This is a genomic window from Nocardioides ferulae, assembly GCF_003660455.1.
In the GTDB taxonomy this organism is placed as follows: Bacteria; Actinomycetota; Actinomycetes; order Propionibacteriales; family Nocardioidaceae; genus Nocardioides; species Nocardioides ferulae.
The window spans coordinates 33863-49719 of sequence record NZ_QZVR01000002.1 but is presented as its reverse complement, the minus strand read 5'-3'; the positions used below and the strand labels follow the sequence as shown (position 1 = coordinate 49719).

Annotated in this window: 14 protein-coding genes; 3 read left to right on the top strand and 11 right to left on the bottom strand. The window is 73.0% G+C overall.

Annotated elements, in window-relative coordinates; all coding sequences use genetic code 11:
* Positions 1-95 precede the first annotated feature (95 nt).
* Positions 96-1211, top strand: a complete 1116-nt coding sequence (locus D6B71_RS03300; protein ID WP_121252029.1) for a calcium:cation antiporter — start codon at positions 96-98, stop codon at positions 1209-1211.
* Positions 1212-1331: 120 nt separating this feature from the next.
* Here D6B71_RS03300 and D6B71_RS03295 read toward each other — a convergent pair whose 3' ends face one another.
* Both D6B71_RS03295 and D6B71_RS03290 read right to left on the bottom strand, forming a co-directional pair.
* On the bottom strand, positions 1332-3068 hold the full coding sequence (locus D6B71_RS03295; RefSeq protein ID WP_240641039.1) for a S8 family serine peptidase: 1737 nt from the start codon (positions 3066-3068) through the stop codon (positions 1332-1334).
* A gap of 163 nt (positions 3069-3231) precedes the next feature.
* Positions 3232-4203, bottom strand: coding sequence for a helix-turn-helix transcriptional regulator (locus tag D6B71_RS03290; RefSeq protein ID WP_121252027.1), 972 nt, complete (start codon positions 4201-4203; stop codon positions 3232-3234).
* 71 nt (positions 4204-4274) lie between these two features.
* On the opposite strand from D6B71_RS03290, the gene D6B71_RS03285 reads away from it, so the two are divergent.
* A complete protein-coding gene (locus D6B71_RS03285) occupies positions 4275-5027 on the top strand; it encodes an alpha/beta fold hydrolase (RefSeq protein WP_121252025.1) in 753 nt (250 codons plus the stop codon).
* Here D6B71_RS03285 and rodA read toward each other — a convergent pair.
* The 9 genes from rodA to D6B71_RS03240 all read right to left on the bottom strand — a co-directional run bounded on the left by rodA (position 5014) and on the right by D6B71_RS03240 (position 14515).
* Positions 5014-6207 (bottom strand): rod shape-determining protein RodA, encoded by a 1194-nt coding sequence (gene rodA, locus D6B71_RS03280; RefSeq protein WP_121252023.1) that lies wholly within the window; start codon positions 6205-6207, stop codon positions 5014-5016. The genes D6B71_RS03285 and rodA overlap by 14 nt on opposite strands.
* A 1-nt stretch (position 6208) precedes the next feature.
* Positions 6209-8356, bottom strand: a complete 2148-nt coding sequence (mrdA, locus tag D6B71_RS03275; RefSeq protein WP_121252021.1) for a penicillin-binding protein 2 — start codon at positions 8354-8356, stop codon at positions 6209-6211.
* Positions 8356-8859, bottom strand: a complete 504-nt coding sequence (gene mreD, locus D6B71_RS03270) for a rod shape-determining protein MreD (protein WP_240641038.1) — start codon at positions 8857-8859, stop codon at positions 8356-8358. The genes mrdA and mreD overlap by 1 nt, the downstream gene beginning before the upstream one ends.
* A gap of 115 nt (positions 8860-8974) precedes the next feature.
* On the bottom strand, positions 8975-9907 hold the full coding sequence (gene mreC / locus D6B71_RS03265) for a rod shape-determining protein MreC (RefSeq protein ID WP_121252017.1): 933 nt from the start codon (positions 9905-9907) through the stop codon (positions 8975-8977).
* A complete protein-coding gene (locus tag D6B71_RS03260) occupies positions 9907-10935 on the bottom strand; it encodes a rod shape-determining protein (protein ID WP_206051541.1) in 1029 nt (342 codons plus the stop codon). Before D6B71_RS03260 ends, mreC begins: the two co-directional genes overlap by 1 nt.
* Before the next feature lie 173 nt (positions 10936-11108).
* Entirely contained in the window at positions 11109-11528 is a 420-nt protein-coding gene (gene ndk / locus D6B71_RS03255; RefSeq protein WP_121252015.1) for a nucleoside-diphosphate kinase, read from the bottom strand.
* 92 nt (positions 11529-11620) lie between these two features.
* Positions 11621-12448, bottom strand: a complete 828-nt coding sequence (locus D6B71_RS03250; RefSeq protein WP_240641035.1) for a sigma-70 family RNA polymerase sigma factor — start codon at positions 12446-12448, stop codon at positions 11621-11623.
* A 271-nt stretch (positions 12449-12719) separates the two neighbouring features.
* Positions 12720-13154 (bottom strand): DUF4233 domain-containing protein, encoded by a 435-nt coding sequence (locus D6B71_RS03245; protein ID WP_240641034.1) that lies wholly within the window; start codon positions 13152-13154, stop codon positions 12720-12722.
* Positions 13151-14515, bottom strand: a complete 1365-nt coding sequence (locus tag D6B71_RS03240) for a bifunctional folylpolyglutamate synthase/dihydrofolate synthase (RefSeq protein WP_121252011.1) — start codon at positions 14513-14515, stop codon at positions 13151-13153. Before D6B71_RS03240 ends, D6B71_RS03245 begins: the two co-directional genes overlap by 4 nt.
* A gap of 107 nt (positions 14516-14622) precedes the next feature.
* Between D6B71_RS03240 and D6B71_RS03235 the strand changes: the two genes are divergently transcribed.
* The gene (locus D6B71_RS03235) at positions 14623-15723 is read left to right on the top strand and encodes an NAD(P)-dependent alcohol dehydrogenase (RefSeq protein ID WP_121252009.1); all 1101 of its coding nucleotides are present in this window, start codon (positions 14623-14625) and stop codon (positions 15721-15723) included.
* Positions 15724-15857 lie beyond the last annotated feature (134 nt).

Sequence of the window (15857 nt, the reverse complement as noted above, 5' to 3'; positions counted from 1 at the left end):
AGGGTACGCGCCGGAGGCCAACGGACGCAGTCCCCGCGGACCCTCGCCCCCTCGGCCGCCGCCTTGGCGCTCGGCCCTACATTCACCACGTGGTGATGACCGGGGTGCGCGGCAGGTTCAGCTGGACGCTCGTGGTGCCGGTGGTCGCGCTGCTGCTGCTGGCCGTCACCTGGGTCGAGCACGACCCGGTGGTGGTGCGCGTGGCGATCGCGGCCGCGCTCGTCGGCAGCGTGCTGGCGGCGGTCCACCACGCCGAGGTGGTGGCGCACAAGGTCGGTGAGCCCTACGGCTCACTGATCCTCGCGGTCGCGGTCACCGTGATCGAGGTCGGCCTGATCGTGATGCTGATGACCGGCGGCGGGTCCGGCGCCAGCACCTACGCCCGCGACACCGTCTTCGCGGCGGTGATGATCACCGTCAACGGCATCGTCGGCATCTCGCTGCTCATCGGCGCCCTCAAGCACCACCTCGTCAGCTTCAACGCCTCCGGCACCGGCGCCGCGCTCTCGACCGTGATCGCGCTCGCGGGGGTCACCCTGGTGCTGCCGAGCTTCACCACCTCCGGCGCCGGACTCGAGTACTCCGCCTCCCAGCTGGCCTTCGCCGCCGTCGCGTCGCTGATGCTCTACGGCGCGTTCGTGTTCACCCAGACCGTGCGGCACCGTGACTTCTTCGTGCCGGTCACCAGCGACGAGTACGGCCGGATGACCGGCCTGCTCGACGAGGACGGCGACCAGCACGCCGACCCGCCGCCCACCCGCGACGCGCTGATCAGCCTCGGACTGCTGCTGGTGTCGCTGGTCGCGGTCGTCGGGCTGGCCAAGCTCCTCTCCCCCACCATCGAGGACGCCGTGGGCGCCCTGGGGTTGCCCTACGCCGTGGTCGGCGTCGTGATCGCGCTGCTGGTCCTGGCCCCGGAGTCGATCGCCGCGGTCCGCAACGCGGCGCGCGACCGGGTGCAGATCAGCCTGAACCTCGCCTACGGCTCGGCGATGGCCTCGATCGGGCTGACCATCCCCACGATCGCGATCGCGATGATCTGGCTCGAGGGCCCGCTGGTGCTGGGGCTGGAGCCGACCCACCTGGTGCTGCTCGCGCTCTCGGTGGTGGTCAGCGTGCTCACGGTCGTGCAGGGCCGGGCCAAGACCCTCCAGGGAGTCGTCCACCTGGTGCTCTTCGCCGCGTTCCTCTTCCTGTCCGTGCAGCCGTAGACCGGGTCTCGGCAGGCGCGACCACCGACCACCGACCACCGGCCCGGGCGTCAGACAGGGCCCGGCGGCTGGTGTGCCGCCGGGCCCCGCCCGTGGTGGTGGCTGTGGCTCAGGTCCGCATCAGCCGCTGGTCACCGAGGTGTCGTCGATGACGAAGCTGGTCTGGAGCGAGGAGTCCTCGGTGGCGGAGAACCGCACCGTGACGGTCTTGCCGGCGTAGGAGGACAGCGAGAAGGTCCGCTGCACGTAGCCGGAGCCCTTGTTCAGGTTCGAGAAGGTCCCGAGCGTGCTGGTGCTGCCACCGGAGACCACCTGGACGCTGAGCTTGTCGTAGGCGGTGCTCGTGGTGGTCTCGGCGGAGTCGATCCGCAGCCAGAACGACAGGGTCGCGGCCTTGCCGGCAGGCAGGGTGACCGACTGGCTGAGCGTGTCGGTGTTGGTGGAGCCGTAGCCGTTCAGCCAGGCCTTCCACGAGCCGGTGCGCGCCGGACGGTTCGCCGAGCTGGTGATCACCCCGCTGGTCTGCGACCACGAGGTGGCTCCCGCCTCGAATCCAGGGTTGGCCAGCAGGTTCGAGCCGGTCGCCGGCGGCGGGTCGGTCGGCGTGGTGCCGCCACTCCACAGCGAGTGCAGCAGCCGGTTCGGCGAGCCGCTGCCGGGGTTGCCGACCACGCCGGTCGTCGCGTTCGCGACCACGGCCGAGGCCACGGAGGAGGCCGATGCCGACGGGTTGGCCTCCAGGTAGAGCGCGGCCACGCCGGCCACGTGCGGGGTCGCCATCGAGGTGCCGCTGATCGTGTTCGTCGCGCTGGTGCCGGTGTGCCAGGCGGAGGTGATGCTGGAGCCCGGGGCGAACAGGTCGAGGCAGGAGCCGATGTTGGAGAAGCTCGAGCGCGCGTCGCTGCTGGTGGTCGAGCCGACGGTGAGCGCCGCCGGGACCCGCGACGGCGACCCGTTGCAGGCGTTGGCACCCGAGTCGTTGCCGGCCGCGACGGCGTACACGACGCCGTCGGCGATGGAGTTGGCCACCGCGGTGTCGAGCGCCGAGGACACGCCGCCGCCGAGGCTCATGTTGGCCACCGCGGGCGCCCCCGCCGCGTGGTTGGCGGTCACCCAGTCGACGCCGGCGATCACGCCGGAGTCGGTGCCCGAGCCATCGCAGTCGAGCACTCGCACCGGCCGCAGCGTCACGCCCTTGGCGACGCCGTAGGTCGAGCCGCCGACGGTGCCGGCGACGTGGGTGCCGTGGCCGTTGCAGTCGGTGGTGCCGTTGCCGTCGTTGATCGAGCTGTAGCCGGCGGCGGTGCGGCCGCTGAACTGGCTGTGCGAGGTGAGGATGCCGGTGTCGATGATGTACGCCGTGACGCCGCTGCCGGTGCGGTCGTAGCGGTAGCTCGTGGTCAGCGGCAGGGCCCGCTGGTCGATCCGGTCCAGGCCCCAGGTGGCGCCGGTCTGGTCGGCCGCGATGCTCACCCGGCGGTCGGCCTCCAGGTAGGCGACGTTCGGGTTCTCGCGCAGCGCCTCGACGGCCGCGGGGGTCAGGTCGGCGGCGAAGCCCCGCATCGCGGTCGTGTAGCGGAAGTGGACGTCGGCGCCCTCGGCGACGGCGTCCTGGCGGGCGTCCTTGGTCTTGGCGGCACCGACGCCGTTCCTCATCACCACGATGTAGCGACCGTCGATCGCGCCGGCCCGCTCGGCTCCGATCATCGGGGCGCGGGTGCCGTCGTCGGCTCCGCTGCCGGGAGCGGCGAGTGCCGGGGCCGCCGGTCCGGCGACGACCGCGGCCGCGCCGGTCAGCGCGACCGCCAGGAACGTCCTGCCACCGGTGCGGCGCAGGGATGCGAGTGATCTGTGCATGTGTTCTCCGATCATCACGCGGTCGGGTCGCGACCGCGTCGGGTGGCTGCCCGAGTTGGCACCCGCCGCGAACCTAGCGAGCCGCGGAGGACCTGGCCTATCGGCAACTTCATGCACCGCACATTTGTGCAGAAGTGGCGCCACGCAGGAGATCGTCCGGCCGTCACGGTGACTCGACCGCCCGAACCAGCCGCCCGGCGAGCGCCTGGACCGCCGCGGTGAGCTCCGGGCCGCCCTCCACCCGGAAGTCGAACGGCACCCGGGCCAGCCACTCGCCGGCGTACATGGCGGGGTTGCGCGTGCTGCCGACGAGCACGCACCGCCGGCCCTGGGAGCCGGGCAGTGGATCGAGCCGGCCCATGGCCGGGAACACCCACGGCGCCACCTGCTCGGCGGATGCCTCGAACACCACCCTCGTCGGCGTCCCCCAGCCACGGGTCAGCTGCTCCTCGAGCGCCGCCACCGGGTCGAGCCCGTCGGGAGGTCGGCACGGGTGGTCGGTCTGGGCGACCGCGTGGACCCGGTCGAGGCGATAGGTGCGGGTCGCTGCGGCGCTCAGGGAGTGCCCCAGCAGGTACCACCGTCCGTGCCTGGCCACGACCGCCCAGGGCTCGACCTCCAGCTCGCGCTCCGTGCCGGACTCGCCCCGGTAGGTCAGCCGAACCCGGCGTCGGGCCGCGAGCGCGGCCACGAGGTCGCTGGCCACCGACGGATCCGGCCGGTTCCAGTGCCGCTCCGGCGTCGCCGCCGCGTAGGCGCGCAGGGTCGCCGCCTCCCGCCCGACCGCCTCGGGCAGGGCCCGCACCACCTTGCCCATGGCGTCGTCGACCAGATCGCCCTCGCCTTCGGGCCCCCGGCGGCCGTCGAGCAGCGCCATCACGAGTGCCAACGCCTCGGACTGGGTGAACAGCACCGGTGGGAGCCGGACGCCGCGGCCCAGCCGATAGCCGCCATGCGGTCCGCGGACCGACTCGATCGGGACCTCGGCCTCGCGCAGGATCTGCACGTAGCGGCGCGCGGCCCGGTCGGTGACGCCCAGCCGCTCGGCGATCTCGGCGGCGGTGACCCCGGGGCGGCTCTGCAGCAGCGCCAAGCAGCGCAGGGCACGGGCGGTGGGACTGACCTCGGCCGGCACCCCCTCACGATAGGACCAGCTCCGGACATACCGGAAGCAGAACGTCCGCAACCACCCCTAGCGTGGGTGTCATGACCGAGACGACCCCCCACCAGACCGACCGCCGCGCGCACCCGGAGGTGCTCCTGATCGCCGGGTTGTGGCTCGACGCGACCGCATGGGACGACGTGCTGCCGCCGCTCGCGGCGGCCGGCGTGCGCGGCGTCCCCGTCGACCTTCCCGGCCAGGGCGCCGGGCCCGGGGCAGCCACCCTCGAGGACCAGGTGGCGGCTGTGGTCGCCGCCGTGGACGCCGCCTCCGGACGCCCGGTGCTGGTCGGACACTCCGCCGCGTGCTCGCTGGCCTGGATGGCGGCCGACGCCCGGCCGGACAAGGTGGGCGCGGTCGTGCTGATCGGGGGCTTCCCGTGGACCGACGGCCAGCCCTACGCCGACTTCTTCGAGCCGGTGGACGGGCTGGTGCCCTTCCCCGGCTGGGAGCCGTTCGAGGGCCCCGACTCCGCCGACCTCGACGAGAGCGCACGGCGCCGGTTCGAGGCCCGGGCGGTCCCGGTGCCGGCCAGCGTGACCAAGGGGCTGGTCCGGCTGCGCGACGAGCGCCGGTTCGACGTACCGGTGGTCGTGGTCTGCCCGGAGTTCTCCCCCGAGCAGGCGCGGGCGTGGATCGACTCCGGCGACGTCCCCGAGCTGGCCGCCGCGCACCAGGTGGAGCTGGTCGACCTCGACTCGGGCCACTGGCCGATGTTCAGTCGTCCAGCCGAGCTGGCCCGGCTGCTGGCGGTCGCCGGCCAGGCCTCGACCGGCTCCGGGCTCAGCGGACGGTGAGCACCCGGGGCGCCGCGGTGTAGCGGGCCGGCTCGGGGGTCGTGCTGCGCAGGTGGATGTTCTGCAGCAGCCCCACCGCGAGGAGACTGGCGAACATCGAGCTGCCGCCGTAGGACACGAACGGCAGCGGCACGCCGGTGACCGGCATGATGCCCAGGCACATGCCGATGTTCTGGAAGGCCTGGAAGCCGAACCAGCAGGCGATCCCGGCCGCGGCCACCCGGCCGAACACGTCGTCGGTGCGGTAGGCGATGGCGAGCGCCCGCCACAGCACGACCACCAGCAGCCCGATCAGGGCTCCGGCGCCGACCAGGCCGAGCTCCTCCCCCGCGACGGTGAAAATGAAGTCGGTGTGCTGCTCGGGCACGAAGCCGGCTCGGGTCTGCGACCCGTCGAAGAGGCCCTGGCCGAACAGGCCGCCGTTGCCGACCGCGATGCGTGCCTGCTCGACGTTGTAGCCGGCGCCACGGGGGTCGAGGTCGGGGTCGGTGAACGCGAGGAACCGGTCGACCTGGTAGTCCTCGAGCACTCCCGCCGCGACGGCGGCCACGGCCGCGGCCGCCCCGCCGCCGGCCAACAGCAGCAGCCAGCGCCGCGGCGCGCCGGCCACCGCGAGCACCCCGAACACCGTGGCCGAGAGCACCAGCATCGTGCCGAGGTCGGGCTGGAGCAGGATCAGCACGGTCGGGACCGCCGCGATCGCCAGCATGCCGAGCACCTCGACACTGCCCACCCGCGCCCGCCACCGGCCCTCGGCCCGCTCGGCGACGACCAGCGCCATGCCGATGACCACCGCGAGCTTGGCGAACTCCGAGGGCTGGATCGACATGCCGGCCACCTGCACCCACGAACGCGAACCGTTGATCGTGGTGCCCATGGTCAGCACGAGCACCAGTCCCACCAGCGAGGCGAGGTAGACCAGCGGCGCGACGATCCGCACCCAGCGGTGGTCGGTGGCCATCACCAGCACCATCAGCACCACGCCGATGGCCACGTTCACGACGTGCTTCTCCAGATAGGCGCGCGGGTCGCCCCCGGTGAGCGCATCGCGGTTGCTGGTGGCCGACCACACCAGCAGCGTGCCGACCACCACGAGCGCCGAGGTGGCCAGCATCAGCAGCCAGTCGACGCCGGGGGCACGCAGCCGAGCGATGCGCGCAGCTGGTCGTGGAGCAGCCATCTCAGTCCTCCCGCCGCGCGGGCGGCATGATCGAGCCGTCGCGCAGGAACGTCGGCAGCCGGTCGGAGGCGACCACGCCGGGGATCGCGGCCCGCTCCGGGCGCACCTGATCGCCCTCGATGCCGTAGAGCGCCTCCCAGATCGCCCGGACCGCCGGGCCGGAGGTGCCGGAGCCGGTGCCGCCCTGGCTGACCATCATCACCACGACGTAGTCCTCGGAGTACGACGCCACCCACGACGTCGACTGCTTGCCGTGCACCTCGGCCGAGCCCGTCTTGGAGCGGACCACCACGTCGTCGAGCGGGAAGCCGCCCATCCGCCAGGCCATCGTGCCCTGCCGGGTGACGCCCTTCAGGGCGGTGTCGATGTAGTCGAGCACCCGCTGCGGGACGTCGACGGTGCCGACCTTCTTCGGCGGCACCCGTCGCAGCAGCCGCCCATCGGCGGCGACGATCGCCTTGGCCACCCGCGGCGCGTAGAGGTCGCCGCCGTTGACCAGCGCGGCGTACGCCCGGGCCAGCTGGAGCGGCGTGACGATCGTGTCGCCCTGGCCGATCGAGAAGTTGACCGCGTCGCCGGCCCGGTAGGCGTAGCCCTCGACGCAGAACTCTCGCGCGAACAGGTAGACGAAGTCGCTGATCCCCTCGTTGTCGGGGTGGTCCTGCGGCTGCTCGGCGATGCCGCAGTAGTAGTCCTTCATCGACTCGTAGTAGTCGCGCTTCCACTGCCGGTCGGCGATCCGGCCGGGGGCCTCGCCGGGCAGGTCGATGCCGGTCTCGGCGCCGAAGCCGAACTCCTGGGCCTCCTCGACGAGCGGGTCACGGGCGTCGACGTCGGCCACGTCGGAGCCGAACCGCTGCCAGAAGTCGAAGCCGACGCGGTAGAAGAAGGTGTTGCACGAGACCTCGAGGGCCTTGTCGAAGCCGATGTAGCCGTAGGCACCGGACTCGTAGTTCTTGAACACCCGGTTGCCCACGGCGAAGCCCGAGGAGCAGTCGAGCCGGGTGTCGGTGCCGTAGCCGTTGGTGAGGGCGCCCGCGGTCATGAACGGCTTCCAGGTCGAGCCGGGCGCGAACTGGCCCTGGGTGGCTCGGGACAGCAGCGGGGTGCCGGCGGCCTCGGAGTAGAGCCGGCGCAGCTGCCGCTCGGAGATGCCCCCCACCCACACGCCGGGGTCGTACGTCGGCTGGCTGGCCATCGCGACCACCCTGCCGGTGCGCGCCTCCAGCACCACGGCAGCGCCGGAGTCGGCCACGTAGTTGCGGCCGGTGACGGTGTCGCGGGTCTGCCGTGCGGTGGTGATGGTGTCGGCCAGCTGACGCTCGACCACGCCCTGGACCTTGGCGTCGATCGAGGTGACCAGGGTGTCGCCGGGCTGGCTCTCGACCTCGCCGTCGTCGCCGAGCACCCGGCCCATCGAGTCGACCGCGACGCTGCGGTAGCCGGGCATGCCGCGCAGCCAGCGGTCGTACTGCTTCTCCAGGCCCGCGCGGCCGACGGCGGAGGCCCCGTTGACCGAGCGGTCGCCGGACTCCTGGGCGGCGTCGAACTCCTCCTCGGTGATCGGGCTGAGGTAGCCGAGCAGGTGGGCCGCGTTGAGGCCGAAGGGGCGCGGGTAGTCGCGGACCGTCTGCTCCTCGGCCAGCACCGCCGGGAAGTCCTCGGGCTGCTCACGGATGCGCAGTGCGACGGCCTTGTCGACGTCGGTGGCCACCGGGACGGGCTGGTAGGGCGAGCCGTTCCAGCAGGTGCCGGGGGTGCTGCCGTCGTCTCCGCAGTCGAGCAGCCGGGCGGCGATGCGCGACGGGCGCACGCCGACGACCTCGCCGAGCCGGTCGAGGAGCTTGGCCTGCTTGGCCTCGTCGAGCTTGCCGAGTACGGTGCGGTCGACCGAGACCGCCCACGCGGTGCGGTTGGTGACCAGCGGGCGGCCCTGGGCGTCGACGATCAGCCCGCGCTGCGGCTGCACGACGATGTCGCGCACCGACTGCGAGGCGGCCTGGGCGGTGTACTCCTCACCGCTGACCACCTGGAGGTAGTAGAGCCGCGCGAACAGCGTGGCGAACAGCGAGAACACCAGGGCCTGCACCACGACCAGGCGCAGGCGGCTCTTGCGCGACGCGGTGCCCGGGTCGGGCCGGGCGGCCATCAGGCGGGCACCCGCTGCGGGTCGAGCCGTCGGAAGCCGGCCATCGCGGCGGGCAGCACGAAGGGCGTCAGTGCGACGTCCCAGACCACGGCCACGCCGATCACGGCGAGCAGGTGCGGGACGCCGGGTGCGTGCGGCTCGAGGAGCAGCCCGGAGAGCGCGAACACCGACGTGCCCACGAACGAGCAGGCAGCCACGGTCGCGACCACCGCGACGGCGGTGGGCCGGGTGTCCTGACGCATCCGGCCCGCGACGTAGCCGACCAGGACCAGCGCCAGCGCCCAGCGGCCGGCGACGTGGTCGGCGGGTGGGGCGAGGTCGAGCAGCAGTCCGCCGGCGAAGCCGAGCAGCATGGCGGGCTGGGCGCCGCGGACGAGGGCGGTGGCGACCACCAGCAGCAGACACAGGTTGGGCACCACCCCCTGCCAGGCCAGGTGGGAGAAGACCGTGACCTGCAGCACCAGTGCCACGGCCAGCGCGAGCGCGGAGAGCACGATCCGCACGCCCGTCACCGCTGGCTCACCCGCCCGGCCAGCATCGTGGGGTGGTTCCGGGGTCCCCGCGGCGGCGTGAGCGGGAGGAGCGCAGCGGGGGACGCGAGCGGCGTCGCGGGGTGCTTCATCGCAGGCTCCCGTCGGCCTCGACCACGGCCCGGTCGGAGTCGCTGCCCGAGGCGACCACGACCCCGACGACGTCGAGGGCGCCGAAGTCGACGTAGGGCTCGATCACCGCGCGCTGAGTGGTCTCGCGCACGTCGCTGTAGACCCGGGTGACCCGCCCGATCGGCACCCCGGCGACATAGGGCGCGCCGCCCTCGCTGCCCCAGGTCAGCACGGGGGCATCGCGGGCCGGCACCACCGACTCGTCGACGAGCTCGAGGTCGAGCAGCCCGCCGTCGCCGATCTCGTCACGGCCGGTGAGGAAGCCGACCTCCATGCTGTCGCCCACCCGGCCGCCGACGGTGGAGCCGGGGTCGACGATCAGGAGCACGGTCGCCGTGGTGCGGGTGACCCGCAGGATGCGACCGACCAGGCCGTCGTCGTTGAGCACGGTGAGGTCGGGGGTCAGCCCGGCCTCGGAGCCCGCGTCGATGGTCACGGTGCGCGAGAACGACTGCGAGGGGCCCATGCCGACCACCCGCGCCGGGACCAGCGCCCTGCCGAGGTCGCGCGCGGCGGTGGTCAGGCCGTCGTACTCCTCGAGGCGGTTGCGGTCGACGCCGGAGCTGCGCAGCTGGGCACGTAGGGCCGCGTTCTCGGCCTCGAGGTCGTCGAGGTCCTCGCGGAGCGAGTCGTGGCTGCGAAACCAGTCGGGTACGGCGGTGAAGGGGCGCACCGCGGCCGCGGCGGCGGTCTCTGCGGGGCCCACGACCTCGCCGAGTGCGCGGCGGGCCGGTTCGAGCGGCGAGTCGGCGCCGCCGCGGTAGTCGAGGGTGATCAGCGTGGCGCAGGCCAGCAGCAGCGCCACGACGAGCGAGCCGGGCGGACGTCCGCGGTCGTCGGGGCGATCGGTGGCACGCCAGCGGCGCTCGCGCCGGTCGGGTGCGGTCATCAGTAGCGCCTCGGCTCGGTGACCAGCACCTGCTGGAGCGCCTCGAACTCCTCGACGCACTTGCCGGCGCCGAGCGCGACCGAGGAGAGCGGGTCCTCGGCGATGTGCACCGGCATGCCGGTCTCGTGACGCAGCCGCTCGTCGAGCCCGCGCAGCAGCGCGCCGCCGCCGGTGAGCACGATGCCGCGGTCCATGATGTCTCCGGCCAGCTCAGGCGGTGTCTGGTCGAGGGTGGTGCGGACCGCGTCGACGATCGCGTGCAGCGGCTCCTCGAGCGCTTGGCGGACCTCGGCGCTGGAGACCACCACGGTGCGCGGCAGCCCGGAGACCATGTCGCGGCCGCGGATCTCGGCCTCGGGCTCGTCGGCGAGCGGGAACGCCGAGCCGAGCGTCATCTTGACCTCCTCGGCGGTGCGCTCGCCGAGCATGAGGGAGTACTCCTTCTTCATCCACGCCACGATCGCGGCGTCGAGGTCGTCGCCGGCGGTGCGGATCGACAGCGAGGTGACGATGCCGCCCAGGGAGATCACCGCGACCTCCGTGGTGCCGCCGCCGACGTCGACGACCATGTTGCCGGTGGCCTGGTGCACCGGCAGGCCGGCCCCGATCGCGGCGGCCATCGGCTCCTCGACGATGTAGACCCGCCGGGCGCCGGCCTGGTAGCCGGCCTCCTTGACCGCGCGCTGCTCGACCGCGGTGATGCCGCTCGGCACGCAGATGACCATCCGCGGCTTGGCGAAGTAGCGGCGGCGGTGCACGCGGGTGATGAAGAACCGCAGCATCTGCTCGGTGGCCTCGAAGTCGGCGATCACGCCGTCCTTGAGCGGCCGGATCGCGGTGATGTTGTCGGGCGTGCGCCCGATCATCCGCTTGGCCTCGTGGCCGACCGCGAGGATCTCGCCGCTGCCGGAGTTGAGGGCGACCACGCTCGGCTCGTCGAGCAGCACCCCCTTGCCGCGCACGTAGACGAGCGTGTTGGCGGTGCCGAGGTCAACGGCCATGTCCCGGCCGATGAAGCTGTTCGCCATGGTGCCGCCTCGGGTGCCCTGGTGCTGGTGAGAACTCGTGTGAGCCCTGTGAGTGGAGTGACTCATAGGCTAGGCAGCGCGGGCGCGCGCGAGCGGCAGGACACGCCCGCGGGCCGGGCGCGACGGATCAGCCCGGATCGGGCTGCCGCGGGGAGACGGCTGAGTTCAGCAGGTCAGAGCCCGGGGAACCAGATCCCGATCTCGCGGGCGGCGGACTCGGTCGAGTCGGAGCCGTGCACGAGGTTCTCGCGGTTGGAGAGCGAGAGGTCTCCGCGGATCGTGCCCGGAGCGGCCTTGCTGCCGTCGGTGGCGCCGTTGAGCGCGCGCACGATCTCGACCGCGTGCTCACCCTCGAGCACCACCGCGACGAGCGGGCCGCTGGTGACGAAGTCGCGCAGCGGCGGGTAGAACGCCTTCTCGACGTGCTCGGCGTAGTGCCGGTCGGCGACGGCGGCGTCGATGGTGCGCTGCTCCATCGCGACGATCCGCAGTCCCTTGTCCTCGTAACGCGCCAGGATCCGCCCGGACAGCCCGCGTGCGACGGCGTCGGGCTTGAGGAGGACCAGGGTGCGCTCGGCAGTCGTTCCGCTCATGAGCCTGACCCTAGCGTCCGGCGTCGCGGCCACTTCACGCACAGCTGGACCCGGCGCTCGCCACGGTCGTCGCCGGCGTGCGCGGGGTGCGATCAGGCCGTCGCCGCCAGCGGCCGGGCGGCGCGAGAATCGCTGGAGCCGGCCAGGCGGGCCCGGACGGCGTCGTGGTAGGCCTCGCGACGGCGGGCGGCGCAGCCACCCGGGCGCGGCGCCGGGGCGGTCGCGATCCCGGGCTCCAGCTCGCGGGCGAAGACCTCGCGCAGCAGCACCAGCGCCTCGGCCCGGATCTGCGAGATCCGGGACTCGGTGACGCCCAGCTCGGCGGCGATCTCGGCCATCGGGCGCTCCGCGAGGAAGTACTCCTCGACCACCGTGCGCATCCGGTCCGGGAGCTCGGCGATCGCGGCCACGAGGTAGGTGAGCCGCTCCTGGTGCTCGGCGGCGGCGGCCGGGTCGGGGAACGCGCTGATCAGGACCTCGGCGAGGGCGCCCTCCCCGGCGTCCAGCGAGAACACCTGGGCCCGCGAGACGTCGTCGTCGCTCTCGGCGACCTGCTGCTCGCTCAGGCCGGTGGCACTGGCGACGTCCGCGTTGGTGGGGACCCGTCCCAAGGTGACCGCCAGCTGGGAGCGGGTGACCTCGAGCTCGCGGGCCCGGCGGCGCACCGACCGCGACGCCCAGTCGCGACCACGGAGCTCGTCGAGGATCCCGCCGCGGATCCGCTGAGCGGCGTACGCGGTGAACGGGACGCCGCGCTCGGCGTCGAAGCCCTGGGCGGCCTGGGCCAGCGCGAACAGGCCGGCGGAGGTGAGGTCGTCCCGGTCCACGTGGCTGGGAACCCGGCTCAGGGTCTCGCGGACGATGTGGCCGACCAGCGGCAGGTGCTGGTGCACCAGCTCTTCGACGTTGTTAGCGTTCACGAGACAGAGTTTGAGCGAACAACCCATGGGTCCGCAGGGTCTTTGGTCCCATCCCGGCGCATTCAAACTGGAATGATCACTACGGACCTGTCGAACTACCTGAAGTCGGCAGATCGCGGACTATCGGAGCATGGCCCAGATGGGCTATCCGCTTGGACCGAACGCCATTTCCGATGCCCGAATGGGCCCGTTCGTGCCAAATAGTGGCCCGTTTGTGGATGAGAGGTGGATCACCGGTTCCACTGTCGTGGGCCGCCGGTGGACGTCGTCGTCAGTCCTGATCGGGGAGGTAGGCGGCCCACGCGGCGGCCCGCTCGCGTTCGATCTTGCGTCCGAGCCAGTCGGCCGTCCCCCACAGCAGCGCGAAGACGCCGCCCAGGAAGAACATCAGCGGCACCACGAAGCCCAGGCCGACCGCCGCCACCTGGATCGCCCAGCCGGCGCGGAAGCCCCACTCCGAGCGGAGGGCCCCGGCGACGAGCAGACAGAGCACGGTGAGCCCCAGGCCGACGGTGAGGGCCGCACCCAGCCGCACGTCGGCGATCGTCACCATCACGGGCGTGGTGAGGCCGAGGGTGATCGCCTCGAGCGAGAGCACGGCCGCACACATCCCGCGGCGCGGCGACCGCTGCCCGGCCGGGCCGCCGGGCGCCGGATCCCGCCCCTGCGCCGCCTCGTTCTCGGCTCCGGGCTCGGCGCCGCTCACCGGTCGCGCTCCCGGACCAGCAGCGAGCGGGCCTCACCGACCGTGACGACCGAGCCGGTGACCAGCACCGCCCCTGAGCCGAGCGGGTCGCCGAACGCCTCGCCGGCCTCGGCGAGGGCCGCGGCCTGGTCGATCGCGTCGGAGAGGTCCGGCACGACCGTGACCCGCTCGGGGTCGAAGATCTCGCGGGCGGCGGCGGCGAGCCGCTCCGCCGGGAGCGCACGGTCGGTGGAGTTCTGGGTGCAGATCAGGTGGGCCAGGTGCGGCTCGAACGCCGCCAGCAGGCCCTCGTGGTCCTTGTCGCCCATCACCGCGACCACACCGATCAGCGGGGCGAACGCGAAGGAGTCCTCGAGTGCCGCGGCCGTCGCCGCGGCGCCGTGCGGGTTGTGGGCGGCGTCGAGCACGATCGTCGGGCTGCGCCGGACCACCTCGAGGCGGCCTGGCGAGGTGACCTCCGCGAACGCGGCACGGACCAGCTCGTCCTCGAGGGGCTGCTCGCCGAGGAACGCCTCCACGGAGGCGAGGGCGACCGCGGCGTTCTGGGCCTGGTGGGCGCCGTGGAGCGGCAGGAACACCTCGTCGTAGCGCGCGCGCAGTCCCTGCAGCGAGACCACCTGGCCACCGACCGCGGGCACTCGCGAGACGACGCCGAACTCCACGCCCTCGCGGGCGACGGTGACGCCGGCCTCGACGGCGCGGCGCAGCAGCACCTCGGCCGCCTCGGGCGACTGCTCGGCCATCACCACCACCGAGCCCGGCTTGATGATCCCGGCCTTCTCCTCCGCGATCGCGGCGGGCGTGCCGCCGAGGTAGCGGGCGTGGTCGACGGCCACCGGCAGCACGACCGCGACCTTGGCGTCCACGATGTTGGTGGCGTCCCAGGACCCGCCCATCCCGACCTCGACCACGGCGACATCGACCGGGGCGTCGGCGAAGGCGGCGTAGGCCATGCCCACCACGGTCTCGAAGAAGGAGAGCGGGTGGCCTGCGTCCGCGTCGACGAGGTGGGTGTAGGGCGCGACGTCGTTGAACGCGCGCACGAACGCCTCGTCGTCGAGCGGCTCGCCGTCGACCGCGATCCGCTCCGCCATCCGCTCGACGTGCGGGCTGGTGAACCGACCGGTGCGCAGGTCGAGCGCCCGCAGCAGCGTGTCGATCATCCGCGAGGTGGAGGTCTTGCCGTTGGTGCCGGTGAGATGGATGACCGGATAGGCGCGCTGCGGGTCGCCGAGCAGCTCCGCGAACGCGCGGATCCGGTCCAGCGAGGGCTCGAGCCTGGTCTCGGGCCAGCGGGAGAGCAGGGCGTCCTCGACCTCGGCGGCGGTCTGGGCGAGGCGGGCGGCGGGGGGTTCGCTCATGGCGGAGCCGAGTCTATGCGGCCCGACGAGACGCCGGCGGGGCGGACGGACCGCCCGAACGGGACGCGCCCGGGACAGTGAGCTGGAACACGTTCTAGTCTCCGTTCATGAGGACCACGGTCGCCGTCGTGAACGGCCAGGGACAGGACTTCTCGATCGAGGAGGTCGAGCTCGACGGGCCCCGCGCCGACGAGGTGCTGGTGCGGATCGTGGCCGCCGGGCTCTGCCACACCGACATCACGCTGCGCTCCTTCCTGCCGGAGGAGATGTTCCCGAACGTGTTCGGCCACGAGGGGGCGGGCGTGGTCGAGCAGGTCGGCGCCGACGTCTCCGGCATCGCGGTCGGCGACCACGTGCTGCTCAGCTTCCGCTCCTGCCGCGGCTGCGCACCCTGCCGGGCCGGGCGGGTCGGCTACTGCGAGTCCCACCTGATGCTCAACTACATGGGCATGCGCCTGGACGGCTCGACCACCTACCGGCGCGACGGACAGCCGGTGTTCGGCTCGTTCTTCGGCCAGTCCAGCTTCAGCCGGCACGCGATCGCCTCGGCCGACAACTGCGTGGTGGTCGACAAGGACGTCGACCTCTGCCTCGCCGCCCCCTACGGCTGCGGCTTCCAGACCGGGGCCGGCACCGTGCTGAACGTGCTCCGGCCCGGGCCCGAGGACAGCCTGGTCGTGTACGGCGCCGGCGCGGTCGGCCTGGCCGCGGTCATGGCGGCCGCCACCACCGAGGTCGCCACCGTCGTCGCCGTCGACCTGCAGCCGGGCCGGCTGCAGATCGCACAGAAGCACGGCGCGCTCACCGTGGACGCCACCGGGCTCGACGGCGCGGCGGTCGTCGAGGCGGTCAAGGGCCTGACCGGGGGTGGCGCCTCCTTCGCGATCGACACCACCGCGGTGCCCGCGGTGGTCAAGCAGGCGCAGCAGTCGCTGGCGCCGCGCGGCACGCTGGTCGCCCTGGGCCTCGGCGCCGAGGAGTACACCCTCGACGCCATCGACCTGCTGCAGAACGGGAAGCGGGTGATGGGCTCGATCGAGGGCGACTCCGACCCCCAGGAGATGGTCCCTCGCCTGCTGCGCCTGGCCGCGGAGGGCCGCTTCCCCGTCGCCGAGCTGGTCCGCAGCTACCCCTTCACCGAGATCCGCACCGCCGTGGCCGACGTGCTCGCGGGTGCGGTGATCAAGCCGGTGCTGCTCTGGGATTGACGCCGAGGGGTCCCCCATTCCCCGCCGGTTCTCGGCGTGTCGCGGAACGATCGACCCCTCGGCGTGGGAGGGAGCACCCGGAGGCTCGCGTCCGAGCAGGGCGACCGGTTTCCGCAGGTGAGCACGCTCACCCT